We start from the raw sequence: 22,933 nt of genomic DNA on the forward strand, positions 1-22,933 counted from the left end.
TGTGGGGGGCGGCATGCCGCTCCCCACAGCCATAGCGGCACGCATTGTGCTTTTGGAATATCCGGCGCAACCGCTGCAGCGAGCACAGCGAGGCACTTGTTGCCGCACGCACCGCAGATGTGCGGCGACGCCCCACAAGCGGGCAGCGAATCTCTCCATCAAATTAATGACGTAGCCGGGGTAGCCTCGCGTTACATTGGCCCACGTCCGAGGAGGGCGCCACGATGGAGAAATCCGCGGCCCCGAGTCCTAAGGACACGGAGCAGAGCTTCCTGGTGAAAGCGCCTGAGCTCTCGATGCCCAAGGGTGGTGGCGCCATCCGTGGCATCGGCGAGAAGTTCGCCGCTAATCCGGTAACCGGCTCCTCGACCTTCTCCATCCCACTGCCTGCGTCGCCGGGCCGAGGTGGGTTCGGTCCTCAGTTCGCATTGAGCTACGACTCAGGGTCAGGCAACGGTCCTTTCGGATTCGGCTGGAGCCTTGCATTGCCTGCCATCACGCGCAAGACCGACAAAGGGCTGCCTCGCTACCTGGATGCGACTGACACGTTCCTGATTTCAGGCGCTGAAGACCTCGTTCCGGTGCTCGATGCAGCAGGGGTGATCACGGACGATCGCACCTCGGTGGCGAACTACGTAATACGCCGCTACGTGCCGCGCATCGAGGGCCTGTTCGCGCGGATCGAGCGATGGACCCACAGCGATGGCGAAACGCATTGGCGGTCGATCTCATCCGATAACGTGCTCAGCATCTACGGGAAAGACTCTGCGCATCGCATCGTCGACCCTGCCGACCCCTCGCGCATCTTCAGCTGGCTCATCAGCGAAACGCGTGACGACAAGGGCAATGCCGTCGTCTTTGACTACGAGCCCGAAGACGGCACGGGCCTGGACCTCACGCAGTCGCACGAGCAGCAACGCGGTGATGCCGGCGACCCTTCACGCCTTGCCAATCGCTACATCCATCGCATCCGCTACGGCAATGCCAAGACGCTTCTGGGGCCGGCCACGGCGCCGCGCACGGAGCCCTTGAGCCAGCAAACGATCGACGCCACGCGCTGGATGTTTGAACTCGCGTTCGACTATGGCAAACCTGATCCCGTCCGCCCCAGCGTGGTGGGGCCGTGGACGCGTCGTGACGATCCCTTCTCCACCTATCGCGCCGGCTTCGAGGTGCGCACGTACCGCCTTTGCCAGCGCGTGCTGATGTTTCACGACTTTGCTGAGTTCAAAGTCACACCGGCCGATGCGTCGGTCGGCCCGCGCCGTCTTGTCCGTTCACTTGACTTCTCTTATCGCACGACTCCGAGCGACAGCACCAGCAGCGACCCCGGGTACAGCTTTCTGCAGTCCGCCACGCAGTGGAGCTACCAGCACCACGCCGGAGCTTGGCATCGCCGCGCGTTACCTCCGGTCGAGTTCAGCTACAGCGAACCGAAGATCGACGATCACGTGCGCGAGGTTGACGCCCAGGCGCTCGAAAATCTCCCTGTCGGCCTTGGCGCTGGCTACCAATGGATCGATCTTGACGGCGAGGGCCTCTCCGGCATCCTGACGGAGCAGGCCGGTGCCTGGTACTACAAGCCCAACCTCGGCGATGGATTGTCCGGGCCGGTGTTTGGCCCCATACGGTCCGTCAATCCCCAGCCATCCGTCGCCGCACTGAACGCTGGCCGCCAGCAGCTGATGGATGTGCAGGGCAATGGCGCGCTGGATCTGGTCGACTTCCACCCGCCACTTGCCGGCTTTCAGGAGCGCGATGACCAGCAGGGTTGGAAGCAGTTCATTCCTTTCGCGAGCCTGCCCAATATCGATTGGAACGACCCCAACCTGCGCTTCGTCGACCTCACCGGCGACGGGCATGCCGATGCTCTGCTCACCGAGCAGGAGGTCTTCACCTGGTATCCCTCCCAGGCGGAGAAGGGTTTCGGCGCGGCCGAGCGTACGGCACAACCCCTCGACGAACGCGACGGCCCGCGCCTCGTCTTTGCGGATGGCGAGCAGGCCATCTACCTCGCCGACATGTCCGGCGATGGTCTCGCCGACATCGTCCGCATCCGCAACGGCCACGTCTGCTACTGGCCCAACCTCGGCTACGGCCGCTTCGGCAAGCAGGTGGTGATGGACCGCTCGCCGTGGTTCGATCATCCCGACCAGTTCGACCAGCGCCGCATTCGCCTGGCCGACATCGACGGCAGCGGAACCACCGACCTCTTCTACCTCGGTCGCGATGGCGCGTGCTTGTGGTTCAACTGCAGCGGAAACGGTTGGAGCGCATTGCGCAAACTGCCGTTTCCGATCGCCACCAGCAACGTTGGACAGATCCAGGTTGCCGATCTGTTGGGTAACGGCACCGCTTGCCTTGTCTGGTCGTCCGACCTGCCTGGCGACGCGCGCCAGCCAATGCGCTACCTCGATCTAATGGGTGGGCACAAGCCGCACTTGATGGTCCAGATGCGCAACAACCTCGGCGCGGTGACGACCATTGACTACGCCGCATCCACCAAGTTCTACCTGCGGGACAAGGCCGCTGGCACACCCTGGGTCACCAAGCTGCCGTTCCCAGTGCATTGCGTCGAGAAGGTGACCGTCGAGGACCTGCGTCGCAAGACTGTCTTTGCGAACACGTACAGCTACCACCACGGGTACTTCGATGGGGTCGAGCGCGAATTCCGCGGCTTCGGCCGCGTCGAGCAGGTCGACACGCAACGCTTCGACGACGTTTCAGCCGCAAACAGTGACAGCTCCTTCGTTGCGGCGGACCACAAGCCCTACCAGTCGCCCGTCAAGACCATCACCTGGTTTCACACCGGCATCGCCACCGACCGCTCGCGAATCCTGGGGCTATACGAGCGAGAGTACTTCCCGTCGCGCTACGCCGACCGACTTCCGGCCGTGGGGTTCGCCGAGCATGAATTGCCGCAACCCGAGATTGAGACCACTGGCCCCGAACTAGAGGCCGACGAGTGGCGCGAAGCGATGCGCGCGTGCAAAGGCATGGCGCTGCGGCAAGAGGTGGTCGAGCTCGACGTCAGGGCGCTGCACGATCGCGGTGAGCACAAGCCCGCGCGCCTCTTCTCCGCCGCGCAGCACAACTGCCATATACGTCGCGTCCAACCGCGTGGCCTCAACCGGCATGCGGTCTTTCTTGTCACGGAGAGCGAGGCCGTCACATATCACTACGAACTGGCCCTCAACGGCGCACTGCCCTTGGACCCCGACCCGCGGATCGCGCACACGCTCAACCTGCGCTTCGATGACTATGGCCGCGTCCGGCAATCTGTCGCCGCCGCGTATCCGCGGCGCAAGCAGCATTCCGATGCCGCGCTGAACGCCCAGGAGCTTGCGTTGATTCGCGCGGTTCAGAACGATGAAAGGCACCTCGCCTACACCGAAACACGATTCACCGATGAGCTGCTGCCGGCAGACACCCACACCCACCGCCTTCCTGCGCCTTGCGAGGCGTGCACCTTTGAACTCACCGGCATCGACGTACCGGCAGGCAAGCGTTACTTTTCAGTCGGCGTACTGCGCGATCACGAACTCAATTCCGCGCTCGACACACAAGCCAGCAAGACGGTGGGTTCGCTCGGCTATCACGAACAACCGCCGGACGGAACACCACACAAGCGCCTGGTCGAGAATGCGGCCACCCTGTACTTCAAGGACGATCTTTCGGGCCCGCTTGATCTCGGCAAACCCAGCCGGCTCGGCCTGACCTGTGAGGCTTACAAGCTCGCGCTCACGGCGTCGCTGCTGGACGACGTTTTCAAGAGCACAGCCTCGCAGGACAACTTCGTCGCAGAAGCTCGCGCGGCGCTCGGTGTGCCCGGTGCGCAGGCTGGCTTCCTCGCCAGCGGCTACCAGACCGGCTCGGCGATCTTCGGCACAGACGCAGCCGTCGCGCCGGCCTGGTGGCTGCGTTCCGGTGTGGCGGGCTTCGCCACCGACGCTGCCCAACACTTCTATCTGCCCGAGCGCTACATCGATCCCTTCGGCAACCAGATGACGCTCGCCTATGACACCGACGACCTGTTTATCGAATCCAGCACCGACGCACTCGGCAATACCACCACCGTGGAAGCGTTCGACCACCGTGTCCTCGCTCCCGCCCGGCTGAAGGATGTCAACGACAACGTCAGCGAGGCCGCGTTCGACATCCGCGGCCTTCCGGTCGCCACGGCACTGATGGGCAAGGTTTCCATCGGCGTGTCCAAGACGGGTGACACGGTCGCCGCATTGAACTTCCTCGAACTCAATCCGAGTCCCGGTGATGTCGCTCAGTTCTTCGACACGACCCCACTGAACGAAGCACAGGCCCGGACTTGGCTCGCGAAGGCCACCACCCGTTTTGCCTACCACTTCGGCGAATCGGTCGATGCGCAAGGCCACATCACGTGGGGCGTCACCGCGGCCGGTGCCTGCAGCATCGTGCGCGAGAAGCACGAGCGCGACGCTGCGAACGACCACCCCGAACTCGGACTCAAGGGCATCCCGATCCAAGTCGCCTTCGAATACTCCGACGGCGCCGGCCAGGCCTTCGTCAAGAAGGCTCAGGCCGAGCCCGATCCCATGCTCGGCCAACCCGATAGCCCCTCCCGCTGGATCGCCAACGGCAAGACCATCGTCAACAACAAGGGCAAACCTGTTCTGCAATACGAGCAGTACTTTTCGGGCACTGATCACCGCTTCGAAGAGCCCGTGCCGTTGGGTGTCTCGGCAGTCATGTTTTACGACGCACCCGGTCGCCTCGTCCGCACCGAGTTCCCGGACGGCTCGCTGAGCCGCGTCGAGTTCTCGCCCTGGTTCAGCCGCAGCTTCGATCAGAACGATACGGTCCTGGAAAGTCGCTGGTATCGTGACCACGGCAGCCCGGACCCGACCATACCGCTGTCGCGGGACGTTGCCGGGAAGATCACTGCAACCCAAGAGTTCCGCGCTGCGTGGCTTGCCGCACGGCACGCGAACACGCCCGCCGAGACCCACCTCGACAGCCTGGGCCGCGACGTCATCGTCATCGCGCACAACCGCCTGCCCGATGAAGGCTCGGTGCCATTGATCAATTGGTCCGTCGCCGACTGGGGCTGGAAGGACGAACGCATCTTCACCTTCACCAAGCTCGACGCCGAAGGCAAGCCGCTGTGGATTTGCGACGCGCGCGGCAACCTGGTGATGCAATACATCGCGCCGCCGAAGGCCGACCACACGCCGCTGTACGACGCACCCAGCCCCGACCACAGGCCGACCTACGCCATGCCGGCGAAGGCGCTGCCGTGCTACGACATCGCCGGCAACCTGCTGTTCCAGCACAGTATGGACACTGGCGACCGCCGCATGCTGATGGATGCAGCCGGCCAGCCGATGCTGGCGTGGGACTACAACGAACGCGCGGACGCGACGACGGCGACCGTGTTCAAGGAGCACCGCCGCTTCGAAACCCGCCACGACAAGCTGCATCGCCCCACCGAGCGAGTGCTGCGCGTCCGCGACGAGGACACTGGCAATGTCGAAGCGTTCCTCATCGAGCACTTCCGCTACGGCGAGGGCCGGCCCGCCGACAAGATCAACAACCTACGCGGCGAAGTCTGGCAGCAATACGACGCCAGCGGCATCGTGCAGACCGACGCCGTCGATCTCTACGGCAAACCGCTCGCGGTGCGCAGGCGGCTGGTGGGCGACATCGAAGCGCCTGTCATCGATTGGACCGGCCGCGCGCTGGACGATGTACATGTCGCGCCCGCCCCGGGCTTCGACGGCGAAATCTTCACCCAACGCACCGACTACGACGCTCTCGGCCGCACGACACGCCACTACAACTGGTATGTCGAGAGCCCCGGCAATTCGGGCCACAGCGAGCGGGTGGCAGTTTACCTGCCGCAATACAGCCGGCGCGGCGTGCTGGCGGCAGAAACCCTGCTCGTTCGCGCGCGCAAGACCCCTGCCGGCCATGACGACGTCGCCAACGTCACACGCAGCCAACAGGCGATCAAGGGCATCAGCTACGACGCCAAGGGCCAGAAGCTCAGGCTCGAACTCGGCAACGGCACGACCACCCGCTACACGTACGACCCGAACACGTTTCGCCTTGTGCACCTCTACACCCGCCGCGATGCCAGCTTCACCGAAGACTGCGGCGGCGACCCCCCGCCTCCGCGTACGGCGGCCCCCGACACTGACACACCGCCTCGTTCCTGCGGCGTGCAGAACCTGCGCTACACGTACGACCCGGCAGGCAACATCGCCCACATCCAGGACGACGCGCAGCAGACGATCTGGTTTGCGAACCAGCAGGTCGAGCCCAGCAACGACTACGTCTACGACGCGCTGTACCGCCTGATCGAAGCCACCGGCCGCGAAAACGCCGCGGCGATGGGCGCGCCGACGCAGCCCGAAGGCCCGTGGCCGAGCGGCGCGTTCCCATCCCCTGCTGCCAATGCGACGCGCAGCTACATCCAGCGCTACCGCTACGACCGGGTTGGCAACATCGAAGAAATGCGCCACCTCGCGCCAAGCACGGGCCCGGCCGAGCCACCGGGCTGGACGCGCAACTACCGCTACGCGCAACGCAGCAACCGTTTGCTCGAGACCTGGCACGGCCGCACGCGCGATCCGAGCCTGGGGCGCGACAACGTCGCGTACGACTACGACACGCACGGCAGCATGCTCAATCTCAATGCCGCGCCGAGCCGGTTCGACCTGCGCGGGGACTGGAACGACATGATCCACGCCATCGACCTTGGTGGCGGTGGCTTGGCTTGGTACCAGTACAGCGGCAAGCAGCGGACACGCAAGCGCATCGAGGACCAGAATGGTCTCGGAGGTTACCGGGAGCGCATTTACTTGGGCGGCTACGAGCTTTATAGGCGGTACAACGCGGCTAATCCGGCAATACCCGTCGAGGAGATCGAATCGCTGCATCTGTCTGAAGGCGAGCAGCGGATCTTATTGGTGGAGGACGTGATCAACACCGACCGCACGCACGCTGACGGCACGCCCTATAAGAAAGAGCCGATCTTTCGTTACCAGTATGGCAATCACCTCTGCTCTGTAGGCGTGGAACTGGAGAAAAATGCGCGCGTGATCTCGTATGAGGAGTTTTATCCGTATGGGACTAGTGCGTATCGGTTGATGAATTCTGCGGCGGAGGCACCGGCGAAGCGGTATCGGCATACGGGAATGGAGAGGGACGAGGAGAGTGGGTTGGGTTACCACGGGGCGAGGTACTACGCAGCGTGGTTGGGGAGGTGGGTGGGTGCCGACCCAGCGGGGATCAGCGACTCGATATGCATTTACGGCTATTGTCGAAACAGACCGACATCACATGTCGATGTCGATGGTGCAGCTAGTCGAGGGGTCGTATACAGATTCGAGGACACAGTCCATCAAGCCAGTGGCAGCATCTATGCTCAGATATATCCTTACTGGAACTCTATTGAGATTTTGGAGGGCAGTGCAGCTCCCGAGCGGATAGAACTTTCAGCCGGGATTGTTGCGGTTAGGGCTGAACCTGATTGGCAGGGTCCACCAGAGGCACCCCTTTCTCCGCCTCCGTTGGTGACTGTTCCACTGCAGCGAAAGCCGACACAAGAGCCTGTGAAACCGACTGTGGAACCGCCTCCTCCAGCGCCAGCTAATCCAGAGGGATGCGCACCTGGCTATATGCCAACCAAATCGGGGGCGGCGTGCATCACGACGCCGGAGGAGGATAAGAAGCGAGCTGAGGAATTCGATAAACGGGAAGAGAAAAGGGCGATTCGTGATTATACGGATGCGACGCTTGGCGAAGGATTTGACAATGCAGCAAAAGTCGCAGAGGGGGCTAGCAAAATCATTCCCGGACCCGCAGGGAAAGGATTTGGAGTCGCGGCCAAGATATTTAAGGGGGTACACGATGCCTATGAAGGCGCCAAGTTAATAGAGGAGCTTGTGAATACTCTAAGAGAATCTGATGCGTTATCTAAAGGGTCAAAGGAATTGGCTAAAAAGGGGGAAGACGTATTCGAGAAGGGAGCAAATGACGTTATTGACAACTTCCTAAAGAAGAAAAGGGCCCAGATTCCAGCCGCTATCAGAAAGAAGCTGATCAAGGAGGCACGAGACTATTTCGACAAGAAGGTCAGAGACCCCGCTATTGACAAGGGTAGGGAAGAATTCGAGAAACATCAAGACCCGACGGAAAAGGACAAAACCCTTTGGGACGAACTTAATAACTTCGTCAACCCCACAGTATTTCGCTGATTGGGAGCCGGGCTTGGTGTAAGGCCTTCTCTTTTACATAAGTGATTTTCTATGGCAAATGAATCAAAGGGGGCTGGCGTCATGCGCCCTGCCGCAATCCAGCCACGCCACTTGGACCAGCGGCAGTAATGCCGCGGCGGCAGCCTCACAACCGATCGCGCGTGATCTTCCCAGCAGGGATTGCGCCAAACCAATAGCGAGGGAGATCCTCATGCAAGCGATCCAGGCACCCATCAAGCCCGGCGAGTCCGGCCCGCAAGTTGCCAACCTGCAGGATGGGCTGCGCCTGCTGTTCGAGCGCGGTGTCATCCGCAGCCTTGACCCCCCCGACAGCCCCACGGCCAAGCAGCTCGCGCAATTTGCCCAAGTGTTGGGCGACGAGCGCACGCAATCCCTCTACGCCAAGGCCACGCAGCGCCTCGTGCAGATCGTCCAGATCCAGCAAGACCTGGGCGACAGCCTGGGCGGGGTCGTGGACGACGGGACAGCCGATCTGCTGAATCGTCTGCTGAAGGAGCTCGGGGCCTTCGATGCGGCCGGCGCCGATGAGTTTGTCGTCAAAGGCAGGGTCACGCAGGTCGGTGGCGCGCCAGCGCCCGGGCTCACAGTCCGCGCGCTCGATCGCGACTTGCGCACCTTTGAGCCGTTGGGCAACGAGGTCGTCACCGACGCGAACGGGCGATATGAAATCCGCTACTCGAGAGGCCAATCCAGCCGGGCGGAAAAGGACAACGCCGATCTGCTCATACGCGTTCTTTCCCCAAATAGCACCAGCGATCAGGATCGGCCGCTAATCGAATCCCACACGATGTTCAACGCTCCCGCGGTGGCGGAGATTGATCTTCAGGTTCCCCACATGGAACTGAGACTATCCGAGTACGAACGCCACCTTGACGCCATCACTCCGCTGCTTGTAGGGCAAGCCGACGATGGGGATGATTTGCCTATTGCGGCATTGACCGAACGTGACGTCGACTTTATCGCTAACGATTCCGGTATCGCGCCCCAACACATTGCAATGCTGGCTCAAGCCGCCCAGTTCGAGATCGAGACACGACAGATCAACTCGGACATCCACACGCATGTAGCCTATCGATACATTCCGGCGGCTGCGTTTTACGGCTGGCTCCGTCTTGACTTGCCCACCGATGTCGAGAAGCTTTCTGCACAGCCCGTCGAAAAGCTTCAATCCAGCCTCGAGCTCGCCGCACAGCTAAACACGGTGCCCGCTGCGGTAGGCGAGCGCGCGACAGAGTACGCGCGTCAACTCTTCAGCCGTCGCGTCCACAAGATCGTCGGATCCGCCAGCGATGGTGGCAAAAGCGAGCGCGACCCATGGCTAGTCCGGATCCGGCGCTCACTCGGACCGGATCAGTTCGCGAACTTCGCCGACGCCTATGCGGTGCACGGGTCAGATGTGGAGGCGCTGTCAACGTCATTGATCAGAATCGGACTTGGTGCACAAGATATCGCACGAGCAAGCCATGTGCTGATACTGAAATCCATGAGCCGCGACCACGCGCCATTGCTGGAGGCTGTGGAGCAGGCAGCGGCTACGGATGGGCGCTGGAACGATCCAAAGGGATTGGCCGCGTTCGACGTGGCGGATTGGCGCAAGGTGCTTGATTCGTCGACTTCGGCAGGTTCGCGTGTGGGCGCCCCGAGCGATACGCCAGGTGACACGCCCGAGGCGAAGCTCGACAACTATGCCCGGATTCTGACGGCCGAGGTCGAGGCGCGACTGCCGAACGAAAGCTTTCAGGAGAGGGCGCTGCGTGACCTGGACAACCCCGATCGCGAGATTCCGCAGGGGCGGCGTCAGGACTGGTTGCGCTTTTTCAAGGCTAACCCCGACTTCGACATTCGCACGACGAAGCTCAAGGATCTGCTCGGCGATGACACCGAGCGCGACCACCGGTTCGAGGGTGTCACTGACCGCGAAACATTGGTGCAGGACCTGGAATCGATCCAGCGTGTGTTTCGACTCGTTCCCGAACCGAAAGCTGTGAGCGCGGGCCCGGAGCAGGGCCCAGCGCTAACTGATCGCTATAGCCCCGTGGTGGCTCTCATAGAGAGGGGATACCACTCGGCGACAAAGGTGTTGAAAGATCCAAAACGTGTTTTCGAAGTGGAGCTTGCATCCCCACTCGGCGGCCCCGTGGTGGCCAAGCACGTGTACATGCGGGCAGCCTACGTCGGCGACGCGGCTTTGCTGGCGCTCATGAACGCCCGCTCGCTGAGCGATGCCGCATCGCCCGCCTTTGTCAACGCTGCAGACTATCAAACCCTTTTCGGCGATGGTGATCTCTGCGACTGTGAGCATTGCCGCTCATTCCTGGGCCCAGCCGCGTATTTCGTTGACACGCTTCAATTTTTGCGGGAGGCGGGCGACGGCAATGATCCCCAGGCCCCGTGGAGCTTGCTCAACGCACGTCGGCCCGATCTCAAACGGATTGCACTTTCGTGCGCCAACGCCAACACGGAACTGCCGTACATCGACATCGTGAACGAGGTGCTGGAGGAGGCGGTCGCGCCCACGGCGTTCGCGCCCTTCACGGTTGCCGCAAACCTCATGTTCAGCATCTCCTGGGATGGGAGTAGCTGGGCGGGCTGGAGCCCGCTCGGGGACCGGCCCTTCAACTCGGGGCCCGCCGCGGCATCGACGGGTCCCAACCGGCTCGACGTGTTCGCGCGCGGCACCGATGACACCCTGTACACGATATCTTGGGCAGGCTCGTCGTGGTCCACGTGGCGTCAGCTCGGTCCGCAGCCGATCAGCTCCGATCCCGCCGCCGTCGCATGGGGTCCCGGGCGCATCGACGTGTTCGCGCGTGGCACCGACAACCGCATGTACACGATTTCCTGGGACGGCAGTACCTGGACGGGTTGGAGCCCGCTTGGGGACAGTCTGTTCAAGTCGGGACCCGCCGTGGCATCGATGGGTCCCGACCGGCTCGACGTGTTCGCGCGCAGCACCGATGACACCCTGTACACGATTTCTTGGACAGGCTCGTCGTGGTCCGCGTGGCGCCAGCTCGCTCCGCAGCCGATCAGCTCCGATCCCGCCGCCGTCGCATGGGGTCCCGGGCGCATCGACGTGTTCGCGCGCGGCACCGACAACCGCATGTACAAGATCTCCTGGGTCGGCAGTAGCTGGACGGGTTGGAGCTTGCTCGGGGGCGGTCTGTTCAACTCGGGACCGGCTGTGGCATCGATGGCTCCCAACCGGCTCGACGTGTTCGCGCGCAGCACCGATGACACCCTGCACACGATTTCTTGGAACGGCTCGTCGTGGTCCACGTGGCGCCAAGTCGCTCCGGAGCCGATCAGCTCCGATCCCGCCGCCGTCGCATGGGGTCCCGGGCGCATCGACGTGTTCGCGCGCGGCACTAACAACGTCGGCTTCAATCCCGTCACCGATCTGGATGCGCGCAGCGTCACACAGGGGATCCGATCAGCGTTCAAAGATTCCGCGAACGCCATTGAGTTGAGCTCTGAAGCGGAGATTTTCCTGCTTCAGGACACAGTGCTGTCAGAACGGCATTTCAAGAAGTGGTTCATCACGGACGGTGGATACCTGTATTCGGTTTCCAACAACGGGGAAAACGCGTCCGTACAGGTCATCGCGAGGAGCCGGCAGACCAGCGGTGTCAGCGAGGAACTGATGGCTGCCCCTGAATACATCAACCGGGGTGCCTACGCCAAACTCAAGGCCAGCACGTTTCCCTGGTCACTACCGCTCGATCTCGATTGGGAAGAGACGCGAGCTCTCCTGGATCAAGGCGGATTGAGTCGGCAGGATGCTCTGGTAGCTTTCGCTGTGCTGGGAACCAACGGCGTGACCCCAATCGCGGCGCTTGAGTCCTTGCCGGCCGTGAGCGAATGCCTCGGCATGCCGTTGGCTGAGGCGGACATTGTCCAAAGCCCCTTGGTCGGCGCGAGCTTGGATAAGTTCTGGACCCAGTTCTGGCCTACCCTGGCTGTCATCCCTTCGGTCGCGATGCTCATCGAGCGCACCGGTCTCACCTATGTAGACCTCGTTCAACTACTCGAAACACGCTTTCTGAACCCTGCGGCTGGAGTTGGACGGAAGCTGTCCGTCGTGCCTATCGATCTGACGGCGCCCGCGACCTGTGACCAGACGAAGCTCGCCGTGGCAGGATTCGATGCGGCCACGCTCGACAGGCTGCATCGATTTGTTCGCCTGTGGCGGCGGCTCGGCTGGGCGATTCGCGATCTTGATGTCGTTCTGCGTTCTCTGAGTGCGCCCGACATCACAAGCGACGTGCTCGTCGCGCTGAGCCATGTTGAGCGGTTGCGCCAATCGTTGAAACTGCCTCTCGAACACATTGCGGCCTTCTTCGGCGATGTCGATACGGTCTCCTGGCGGAACCCTTCGGACGAAGGGCCGCGGCCGCTACAGTCGCTGTACGAACGCGTCTTCCGGGCAAGGTTGGGGCAAGATGTGTTGGACCCAGCGTTCGTCGAAGATCCTGCACTGTTGCAAGGTAGCGTGGAGGACCACCTTCCCGGGATCAGGGCCGCTCTTGCGTTGGACGAACGAGCCGTTCTCGCACTTACCGCCAGCGCACTCAGAGGCGCCGCACCTCACAGCTTGACGCTGGCCAATCTGTCACGGCTGTTTCGCTACGCCGCTTTGGCCCGAGGTCTTGGCTTGGCCCAGAATGATCTGGTCCGCGTCATGGCCCTTGTTGCCAAGGTTCCATTTGCTACGGGGACATTGGGCAACGCTGCGACCGGGCCGCGTGTCACATGGCAGCTCGTCGAGGCGGTATCGCGACTTCGCGCCACCGGGCTGGCGATTGACGAGCTTGAATACATTCTCGCGAGCCTCCCCGAAGTCGACGCACGCCTGGGACGTTCCGACGCGGACGTTCAATCCGTCCTCGACGAACTGCGCCGCGCCATGCTCGACGTGGGCACCGAAGAGCAAACGGCGGACCAAGTGCTCGCACAGCGGAACGAGCGACTCATCCAGGGTTTGGCACATGCGTCGGGCATGGGCCCGTTGACTATCGCTGCAGTCAAGCCTGCGTGGACTTCGCTGCTGCAGAGCTTGACGACCTCAGGCAAGCCCGCGCCGCTGGAGGGCTCGGCGGCGATCCGTCTTCTTGACAAGCTCGCGAAGCTGCTCCAATTTACACAACTCCCGGACGACGAAGCCGCTTGGCTGTGCACCAACGCAGCGCTCCTGGAACTCCCCAGCAGCCTCAATCTCTCTTCGGCTGGCAGCCCGGCATTGACCTTTTCTGCCTTTGAAGGCTTGTTGGACTATCTCGAGGCGCGACGTGCAGCGGTCAACCCGCACCTGCCGCTTTACGGCGTCATCGAGTCGCCCGATCTGAGCCACTTCATCGACGCGCTCGTCGATGTCACAGGCTGGAGCAAGGATGACGTTCGATGGAGTCTGCCGGCGAACGCCGATCCGGTCCAGTCTCCACCAAAGCCATCAACATACGCGCACATGAAGCGGGCGTTCGAGCTCGCGCGCCGCGTGGGTGCGTCCGCAGAGGCTGTGGCTCTCATCGTTGCGAACACGGATGCTGAAGCGCTGAATCGGCTCGTTCGTGCACGGCGTGATCGGGCTTCTTGGCTGGCGGTGTCAAAGCCGCTCGCTGATCGGCTGCGTGAACGGCGGCGAGACGCACTAGTCGACTACCTGCTCCACGTTCGGCCCCGAGGCCTACCGCCCGCCGTGCGAACCGCCGACGATCTCTACGCGCACTACCTCACAGATATAGAGATGAGCTCGTGCATGCGAACGAGCCGTATCAAGAACGCCGTGAGTACCACGCAACTTTTCATTCAGCGTTGCTTGATGGGGCTCGAGTTCGGGCTGAATGGCAAGGCTGTGCAACTGGAGCCGAGCAAGGCCAGTGAATGGACCGAGTGGCGGAGTATCTATCGCATTTGGGAGGCCAATCGGAAGGTGTTTCTCTACCCGGAAAACTGGGTAGAGCCGGAACTGCGCGAGACGAAGTCGCCGTTCTTCAGGGAGCTCGAATCCGAACTCGGCCAAGCCGAGCTGACTCAGGAAAGTGCGGAGCGGGCACTGCAAGCCTACCTCGACAAGCTTGCGACAGTGTCGAATTTGGAACCCGTGGCCATCCACCGCGACCCGCAGGGCCAAGGAGAACTCCTGCACATCGTGGCGCGAACGACCTCCTTGCCTCATGTCCACTGGTACCGGCGCCGCTCAAAGCTCGATTCCACCGACTTGGGCAGATGGACCCCTTGGGAGCGAGTCGAGATGGAGCTCGACAGCGAGCATTTGATCTTGTTGATGCTCCACGGGCGCCTGCGCCTGTATTGGGCTTCCGTCCGAGATGCGTCGCCACCGCAGGAAGGCGCGGGACTAGCCCCGAAGGCCGCTTGGGGAATTACCTTTTATTGGAGCGAGTACGATGCCGGCCGCTGGTCGCGGCGCCACCAGCTCAAGCTGGACAAACCTCTGACAGTGGTAACTGTTACGCAAAGGCCGCCCGGCGAAGTCATCTCGTTTCGCGCGCGGGTATCGACATACGGCATCTTCCTGGATTGTCACATTGCAGACGACTTCAAACCGAAGCAATTGGATAGCCGCCCCGACCCAGTACCCTCCGACGAATTCAATACTTTGCTCAAAGGCACCCCGCTGATTAAGGGGTGGGTCGTAGACAAGGTCGGGCATCTGCTTGCTGGTGCGTCACTCCAATATCGCATCACAAGAGTTGTAGTCCCCGAAACAGGTCTTGCGACCGAGCGGGTACTTAAGGGGCAATCGCCAGGACGCAGCAATGTTGAGGAGCCGTTCTCATGGGACATGCAAATCCACAGAGACGTTTCCAAGGACGGCACATTTTCCCTGCATCTGCCAGAGGACTATTCTTCGTGGGCTACTAACGAGCCGAAAGCAATGGTCCACTGGGAGATTGAGGCCTCATATGCAATCCTGGACTCTAGTGGAATCCATTACGATCAGTTCAGCTTCAAAGCCAACGGCATCTTCAACATATCGGTCTACAAAGGAGAGATGACCTTTTATCGGGTCATACCAATCGATTGCACTCTCAAGCCAGAGGATTCCACCGACCTTGCGTGGCGGCTAGTAAACACCATTGGCATTGATATCGCCGATTGCGGTTCGCACATCCCTTCGGCAAGCGGCCCGCCTATTTCCCCACCAATGGGAACACGTGTCTTCGGGATGGCGTATTGCTACGAAGGATCGGGAAATCGCTTTGTCCTCGGGAAACAGGAATCTCGGGTGCAGAGCGGTGGCAAGCTCGTGCCGATGGCCTGCCTCGACCAAGCCGGGACTGAGGGGGACCTGTTCGCCTATAGTGAGCCAGGGTCATTTGTCCTCATCGAGGAAGGCGTTGGCGGTGTGGCTTCGACGGTTCTCAGCCCCACGCTCGCACTGGGGCTGCGCGAGCATGCGTCGGTACAGGGTCCCATAGGCCTGTACGAGATCGGTTACACCCCGGCTGCCCAATCGCAAAGTGCATGGACACCCGACGATCGTTCCTTGACTCGCCCATTTGACCGAAAGTCCGTGGACCAGGTCTACTACTGGGAAGTCTTCTTCCACATTCCATTCATCATTGCGAATCGACTCTCGCGCAATCGGCGCTTTGCAGACGCGCGACGATGGCTTCACTGCATCTTCGATCCGACGCAGCATTCGACTACGGGCCCAGAGCGCTTCTGGATCGCGCCCCCGTTGCGGGACCTGGCGAAGTCGCGGCCTGGAGAGGTCCGCGCGTTGCTGCCCGTTCACGACGCTGATTTAACAGAGCAGGTCGACGCGATGCGCCGAGACCCCTTCCGTCCGCATGCAATCGCCTCTCTCCGCATTGCGGCTTACATGCGTGCGACATTCTTCCTGTACGTTGATCTGCTCGTCGAGTGGGGCGACAACTCGTTCCGCAGAGAGACAATGGAGAGCCTGAACGAGGCAACGCAGTTTTACGTCCTGGCCCATCGGTTGGTCGGCAAGCGGCCACAGCAAGTGCCGCCCAGAGCGCTACCCTCACCGCAGACTTTTGAGTCTTTGACGTCAAATCTCAGCTTCAACCGCACGGGGCTGGCCAACGCCGAAGTCGAAATCGGTGAGTTGCTGATGCCCGATCTGACCAGCTTGCCAGCCCCGAGCCCATACTTGGGATCGGTGGCGCTATTTTGCTTTCCCAAGAACGACAAGCTTGGCAAATACCAGGACACCATCGAGGATCGACTCTACAAGGTGCGCCACTGCAAGGACATCGAGGGGCGCGCTCTTCTTCTGTCGCTTTGGGACGTGCCCATCGACCCGGCGCTGCTGGTGCGCGCGACGGCGGCGGGCTTGGATCTGCAGCAAATCCTTGATGAACTGACAGGCCCCTCACCACATTTCCGCTTCAATCTCCTCGTTCAAAAGGCGAATGAGCTTTGTGCAGAGGTGAAGTCGTTTGGCGCCGCTTTGCTCTCAGCCCTCGAGAAGCGTGATGCAGAGCTGCTTGGGCGGTTGCGAACTCGTCATGAGGTCGAACTGCTCGAGCGCGTCCGCGCAGTCAAGCAGGCGCAGCTTCAGGAGGCGCAGCGCAGTAAGGCCGCTCTCGAGAAGTCGCTCGCCCTCACAGAGGCCCGCGGCGAGCACTACGCACAGCTCCTGCGTACGTCCCGGCAAACACTGCCGGCCGTTGGCGCGGAGGGCGGGCTGGAAGCTCTAGCGGTCACTGTCGGCGCGCCCGCCATGAAGGCTGCCGAAGGTACGGTGATGATGCAACAGGAAAGCCAAGACTTTGAGGCTATGGCCGAGGCGCAAATAGGACAGAGCGCCGCTGGAACCTGGGAAGTTGCTGCAGCGATAGCCCATCCTCTGTCCGCCAGCATCACCTATAACCTCTCAGCTCCATATCCGTCCCCTACGATTTCGGTCAACCTGGGGCAAGCGTTCAGTGCCGTCGCGGCAAGCTGGCGCGCCTATGCTACCGGAAAGGGGGCCGAAAGCACGCGGCTGTCCAAACAAGCCTCGCTCGTCCTTCGCGCCTACGACTGGGCACTGCAATTGAAACTCGCAGCGCGCGAACGCACACAGATCGAGGCGCAGATCCTGACTGCCGAAATTCGCGAAGCCATTGCTACGACTGAGATCGCGAATCATGAGCAGCAAATCGAGGCATCTCGCGACGTTGAGCAATTCCTGCGCGACAAGTACACCAATGAGCAGCTTTACGAATGGACGGCCGCGGAGATATCGAGGTTGTATTTCTCGTCGTATCGTCTGGCCCAGGGCATGGCGCAGCGGGCGGAGAAGGCTAGTCAGCGCGAGTTGGGAAGCACCTCCCCTTCGGTCATCCGCAATGACCACTGGGATAGCTACCACAGCGGATTGCTTGCCGGAGAACGCCTCTCGCAGGACCTCAAGCGCCTGGAAGTCGCCTACCTGGACGGCTGTGAGCGCCGATTTGAGATCACAAAGCATGTGTCCCTGGCGCGAGTCAGCCCGAAAGAGTTGATGAAGCTCCGCGAAACAGGCCACTGCAGTTTCGATCTTTCGGAGGAGCTGTTCGATACGGACTACCGTGACCACCAACTGCGCCGGATCAAGGCGGTGGCCGTGTCGATTCCGGCGGTGACCGGCCCCTACACCAGCGTGAACTGCAAGCTGTCGTTGACAAGTAGCAGCGTTCGACAAGGCACGGCGGAGCCGGTCAAGGAAACCGTGGCGAGGGACACCATTGTGACGAGCACTGGGGCCAATGACAGCGGCCTGTTCGAGCAGAATCTTCGAGACGAACGCTTCCAGCCCTTCGAGGGAGCAGGCGCCATTAGCACCTGGAACATCGACCTGGAGCTAAGTCAAAACGCATTCGATCTCACGAAGATCGCCGACTTTATCCTTCACTTGCGCTACACAGCCATCGACGGGGACAAGCGGCCAATCCCAAAGGGTCAGCGATTTTGCCTTTTCGACTTGAAGCGAGATTTTCCGGATGCCTGGCGGCTGTGGAAGAGCGACGCCGCAGCAACGAAGCCGCTAACGGTCAAGATCGACAAGGACAGGCTCCCATTCACCATCGGAGTCCCTGAGAAGATCAACGCTGTCGGGTTGTATGCACGCGTGAGTCCAGACCCTCTGCGCGCGACGGTCATTCGCGTGCTTGCGGGCAATCCGGCGGTGATGAACGTACCTAGCACGCCGCCAGGCATCGGCGACGCATACGGAGAACTCTTGTACGAAGAGGGCACTCCGATCCCCGCTAGCGACGATCTCAAGATCGAAGTCGGGACCCCTTCGATCCGCGCAGACGTTGAGGATCTTTACCTGATCTGCAGTTACGAACGAGCTTGAGTTGGCAACGTTTGCAAGAATTGGAGTTCGCCGTGCACTTGGCCAATCTATGCATGATCCAGACCTGTTCCGGACTCAAGTACGCGGACGGCGACCGTGACGCGCGGCACCTCGCGCCCCTGCTGCGCTTGGGCGTCCTGCCATGTGGTGACATCTACCTCCAGAAGCAGCGAGGCCTGCAAGACCTATCGAGCCGGCAGCGCAGTCGCCAGATGATCGCCATCGAGAAACTTCTTTCGCGCGAGAGCGGTGCCGGCATGCGCGCCAACCAGGTCAAGCGGCCCGGTAACGGCGATGTGTGCGGACTAGGGTTGCGCGATGGGTTCCAGGCGCTGCTGGCCGTCATGCGCCTGCTTGCGGAAAAGATCGAGAAGCTCGGGCGGCGGCTACCCGAGCGCGTTCAAAGTCACGAGGAATACTGTGTGCTACTAACAAGCCATGCAGGCCGCCGTACTAGGGCCTTCGCAGCGCTTTGCGAGTCAACTTGGTGGGATGACGACTTTTTCAAGACCAATTGAATATCGGCCACTCCTCAAATACGTCAACCACAGAAAACGCGAGCTCAGATATGTATGACATATTTATTAGCTATCGGCACTCGCTTAAGCCCGGCGTTTTAGCGTTTTGCAATCTTTTAGATGAGGCCAAACTTACGTTCTATCGCGACGAAGATCGAAGGAACGACGATGCTTCTATTCAGAGAAGCATCGAAAGCGGTTTGGCAGCAAGTAAACTACTACTTGCCTGGTTTGACCCTACCTATCTGCAGTCAAAGGCTTGCACTTGGGAGTTAGGCCAGGCCCTGCTTGCCTCACGGGCGAGCGGACTTCAACGCATAGTTTGCATTGATCCGACAGGGACTTTCGACCACATCATTCCTGAATCGCTTGCAGACCAAGCACGGCTTTGTTCCGAACCCTCCAATCTCATATCAATTCTCTCATCGAGATTGGAGCAGATAGATGGGCCAATGGGTGCTACGCGGGCGCAGAAACTCTTACCCCATTGGTATGAACGCGAGCCCCCGAGACATCCCGGATGGGTAGGACGTGACGGTGACTTGCTCAGATTGTTTCACGACCTTGACAAAGGACGACTTGGCATGTATGGGTATGTAAAAGCGCCAGTGGCTATTACAGGGTGGGGCGGCGAAGGTAAGACCATGCTCGCAGAGCAATATGCGCTTCGTTTCGCTGCTATATATCCCGCGGGCATTATTTGGTTGGCAGGCTCCACGGAAGACGGTGTTACGCCCCTCCAAGGCAATTGGCACGAGCGACTCGAGAGTTCGCTAAGTCAGATAGCACAAGGAAAACTCGGCATCTTCACCGATGATCTATTGTCGGGCGTGACGGAACCGGTAGAGCGTATTACAAAGCTAAAAACAGCCATTGACAGAAAATTGCGACGACGCACCAGAGCGCAGCAATTTTCGGCCGAATACCTTTGGATTGTCGACGATTTGCCGCGCTCCGCTAATACCAAATATTTGCGACTTTGGCTTCCTTCTGATTTAAATGTTCATTGCATCGCAACCATACGGGAAGGCAACCCAATAGACACAGGGTTTCACCATTTTTCTGTGTCGTCACTTGATGATAGCGAAGCCCTGAGAATTCTCGGGCGTCGACGTAGACCAATAAATCAACAGGAAAGAATGTGCGCAAAAGAGATTATTTCACAACTGGGAAATCTTCCTTTAGCGCTCGAATTGTGTGCTAATTTGGTATTGATTCAGGGATATAAAGCTTTTCTAGAACTGCTCCAAGAGCCCATCGATCAAAGCTTGGAGAGATTGATTAATTCGCTTGAAACTGCGCTGCCAACTGGCCACGCGCGGAGCATTGTTAAGACGTTTGAGCGAAGCTTGGCGAATCTACCTGGAGACGACGACGAAATCAGTCTTTCAGATAATCGTGCGAGTTGGATTGTTTTGCGGCTTGCGGCGTTGATTTCGCCTCATCCCTTGCCTACCCGACTAGCCGTGAGAGTTATCACTGCCTATGGATACGCTGAAGCGCGAATCGCTTTCGAAATTGCGCGCGTCAAACTTCAGAGCGCTGCGGTTATTCGGGGAGATTCAGGGCTGGATCCGGGATACGTTTACATACATGCGCTATTAGCACGCACTGTGCATGAAATGAGGAATGACATTAGACAGTATTGGTTATTGTTAAATCACTCAATTGAAGCCATCAAGTTCTGGCTAGAAGAAGAGGCTGCCAAGCCGCCAGTTGATGTGGATTGGAGCATGTTTGGAATAACGCTACGTATAGTACGGGAGGTATGCGTTGAATCAGCAAAGACTGACCTTCCCCTCGCACACTCGGTTGCGGATGACGCCTGTTTTTTGGCAGATGAAGTCGGCTTGCTGGCGCGTGGTGTCGGAAAGTTCAGCGATGCCAGGGTTCTGTTCGAACAAGGATTCTTACTTCGAGCATCCATTAGCGGCCCAAATGACCGCCGTGCAATTCGCTCGTTGAGTAACATCGCCTGCACAGTGCTCGATCAGGGTGACTTACGTGGCGCAAAGGAGCGGCTGGAACAACTTTTCCTGCAGACAAGACGATTGTTCAGTGATGACGACCCTGATACATGGGATGCAGCCAACAACTATGCACAAGGACTGTTTGCAATGGGTGAGTTTGGGAGGGCTCTAGACCTCCAACGCTGGGTCTTCAATCTACAGCGGCGTAATGTCGGAGAAATGGATGAAAACACACTCCGCTCGTATCTCAATCTGGCGCTCTTTATGTACTTGCAGGAAAACGAAGAGGACCGATTAAAATCAGTGGAAATGCAGGAGTGGCTATTAGAGGTTCGCCGTAGCGAACTAGGACTTGAACATCCCGACACATTAAGTTCAATGCGAAATTTGGCACTGGCAAAAGTTGATTTTGGAGATTTTGCCGGTGCCTTGAGACTGCAGCAAGCCGAGGCCACCGCCCGAACAAAGATTTTAGGAGAAGAAAACCCTGAGACATTGAGCTGTATGCACAATTTAGCTTTGACTCTGAAGTTGCAGGGCAATGCAAGGGAGGCAAAAAATACTCTAAGGCGCGCTTGGCGAAGAAGAAGGAGCGTGCTCGGGGCGGAGCACATAGAAACTTTGAGCTCATTGCATGAGTTTGCAAATATACTTCATTCTCAGAAGTACTTTTGCCGGGCGAAATTGCTTCAAATTAAAATTTTAGAAGCTCGTAGCGCCAATTTAGGCGACGAGCATATTCTTACGTTAGGCTCCAAGAACAGCTTGGCTGTTACATTAAAGGCTCAAGGACATTTGGGGGAAGCGCGACGATTGTTCCAAGAGGTGTATGACGTTCACCTGCAAATATATCCCTCGCGCTTTCGTGAGAGAGAAGTATTCAGAGCCAATCTTGTTTCCACTATGTATTTAATGGGTGACTCAATTTCTGTTGAAGAACTACAGGCGGGATTTACCTCCGATGAAGATGCTAGTTGATCGACAGGTATCCTCCATTGTCGTTGACCCTGCAAAGTTGATGCTTGAGCTCCAGCGATCCGGCATCGGTCAAACCAGAAATCAATGGCCTGTTCCATGGTTCCAAGGCGAATCGGTTCACCCGGGCTATCCCTTGAAATCCAGTATTCGTACCGGGCTGCGGGGATTCGCAGGGTCGACTATTTTACATCGAGGAGCTTTAAAAGTTCTGGGTCACTAATAGTCTCGCCGCGAGGCAACTCAACACGATAAACGCTACCAGGATGATTGCGAATCCATTCTACGCTTACTGGTTGCTGTGTGGGGAGGGTTGCGGGAGAAAGCTTTGTCGAGGGTGAAGAGCTCAAAAGATTTGACCTTGTCGCTGTCCATTGATTTGGAGATATCTCATGCAAAACATATGGCCCAACGATCTTGACGCCACTATGTAGTGGAGTCGTATGGACAGGAACAACAATGGGGCCAGCGACTGCCCCAGAAATCGCCAATAGGAGTCCTAAGACCGACGCTAGGGAATGGAATATGTGCATGCTTTTCTCCAAAACTGAGCGATTCAAAAATGGCTAATATTTCCGCTTACTAGACTATTCGCAACCGGCGCATGAGGCTGCGACGGTGGATGTTCAAGGGTACGCCGGTCTCATCCGTGATACAATGCTTGTACGAAAAATTAAGGGCTCTGGTGCAAAGTTTGGGGGAAGCCGAGCGACGTCTACAGAGGGCCGCGCAGGTTATGCCGAAAGCACGGCATTCCAGATCGCGGGCGCAGCTTGGCCCCGAACATGCAGCCGACCGAGATTGAACTGACCCTTGCGAACTCGGTGCAGCAGCTCGACGCCGGCGATCGTCACCGCAGCACGGTCGAAGACCTTGAACCCCAGCATCGGGTTGATG

At 59.5% G+C, this 22,933-nt stretch carries 4 protein-coding genes and 1 pseudogene; 4 read left to right on the top strand and 1 reads right to left on the bottom strand.

The window, feature by feature from the left end:
• Window positions 1–224: 224 nt before the first annotated feature.
• The 4 genes from AC1DYD_RS34710 to AC1DYD_RS34725 all read left to right on the top strand — a co-directional run bounded on the left by AC1DYD_RS34710 (window position 225) and on the right by AC1DYD_RS34725 (window position 22,039).
• Window positions 225–8,237, top strand: coding sequence for a SpvB/TcaC N-terminal domain-containing protein (locus tag AC1DYD_RS34710; protein ID WP_478177275.1), 8,013 nt, complete (start codon window positions 225–227; stop codon window positions 8,235–8,237).
• 211 nt (window positions 8,238–8,448) lie between these two features.
• Entirely contained in the window at window positions 8,449–18,573 is a 10,125-nt protein-coding gene (locus AC1DYD_RS34715) for a Tc toxin subunit A-related protein (protein ID WP_478177276.1), read from the top strand.
• Window positions 18,570–19,091 (top strand): hypothetical protein, encoded by a 522-nt coding sequence (locus tag AC1DYD_RS34720; RefSeq protein WP_478177277.1) that lies wholly within the window; start codon window positions 18,570–18,572, stop codon window positions 19,089–19,091. Before AC1DYD_RS34715 ends, AC1DYD_RS34720 begins: the two co-directional genes overlap by 4 nt.
• A complete protein-coding gene (locus AC1DYD_RS34725) occupies window positions 19,088–22,039 on the top strand; it encodes a tetratricopeptide repeat protein (protein ID WP_478177278.1) in 2,952 nt (983 codons plus the stop codon). The genes AC1DYD_RS34720 and AC1DYD_RS34725 overlap by 4 nt, the downstream gene beginning before the upstream one ends.
• A 731-nt stretch (window positions 22,040–22,770) precedes the next feature.
• On the opposite strand, the pseudogene AC1DYD_RS34730 reads toward AC1DYD_RS34725, so the two are convergent.
• Window positions 22,771–22,933 (bottom strand): annotated as a pseudogene (locus tag AC1DYD_RS34730) (IS6 family transposase); the annotation flags it as partial.

This window comes from Variovorax sp. P4_B11 (assembly GCF_056402355.1).

What these genes read in the sequence shown, in the direction of transcription:
- AC1DYD_RS34715 (WP_478177276.1), top strand. Translation starts at nt 8,449, where the DNA reads ATGCAAGCGATCCAGGCACCCATCAAGCCCGGCGAGTCCGGCCCGCAA.
- AC1DYD_RS34710 (WP_478177275.1), top strand. Translation starts at nt 225, where the DNA reads ATGGAGAAATCCGCGGCCCCGAGTCCTAAGGACACGGAGCAGAGCTTC.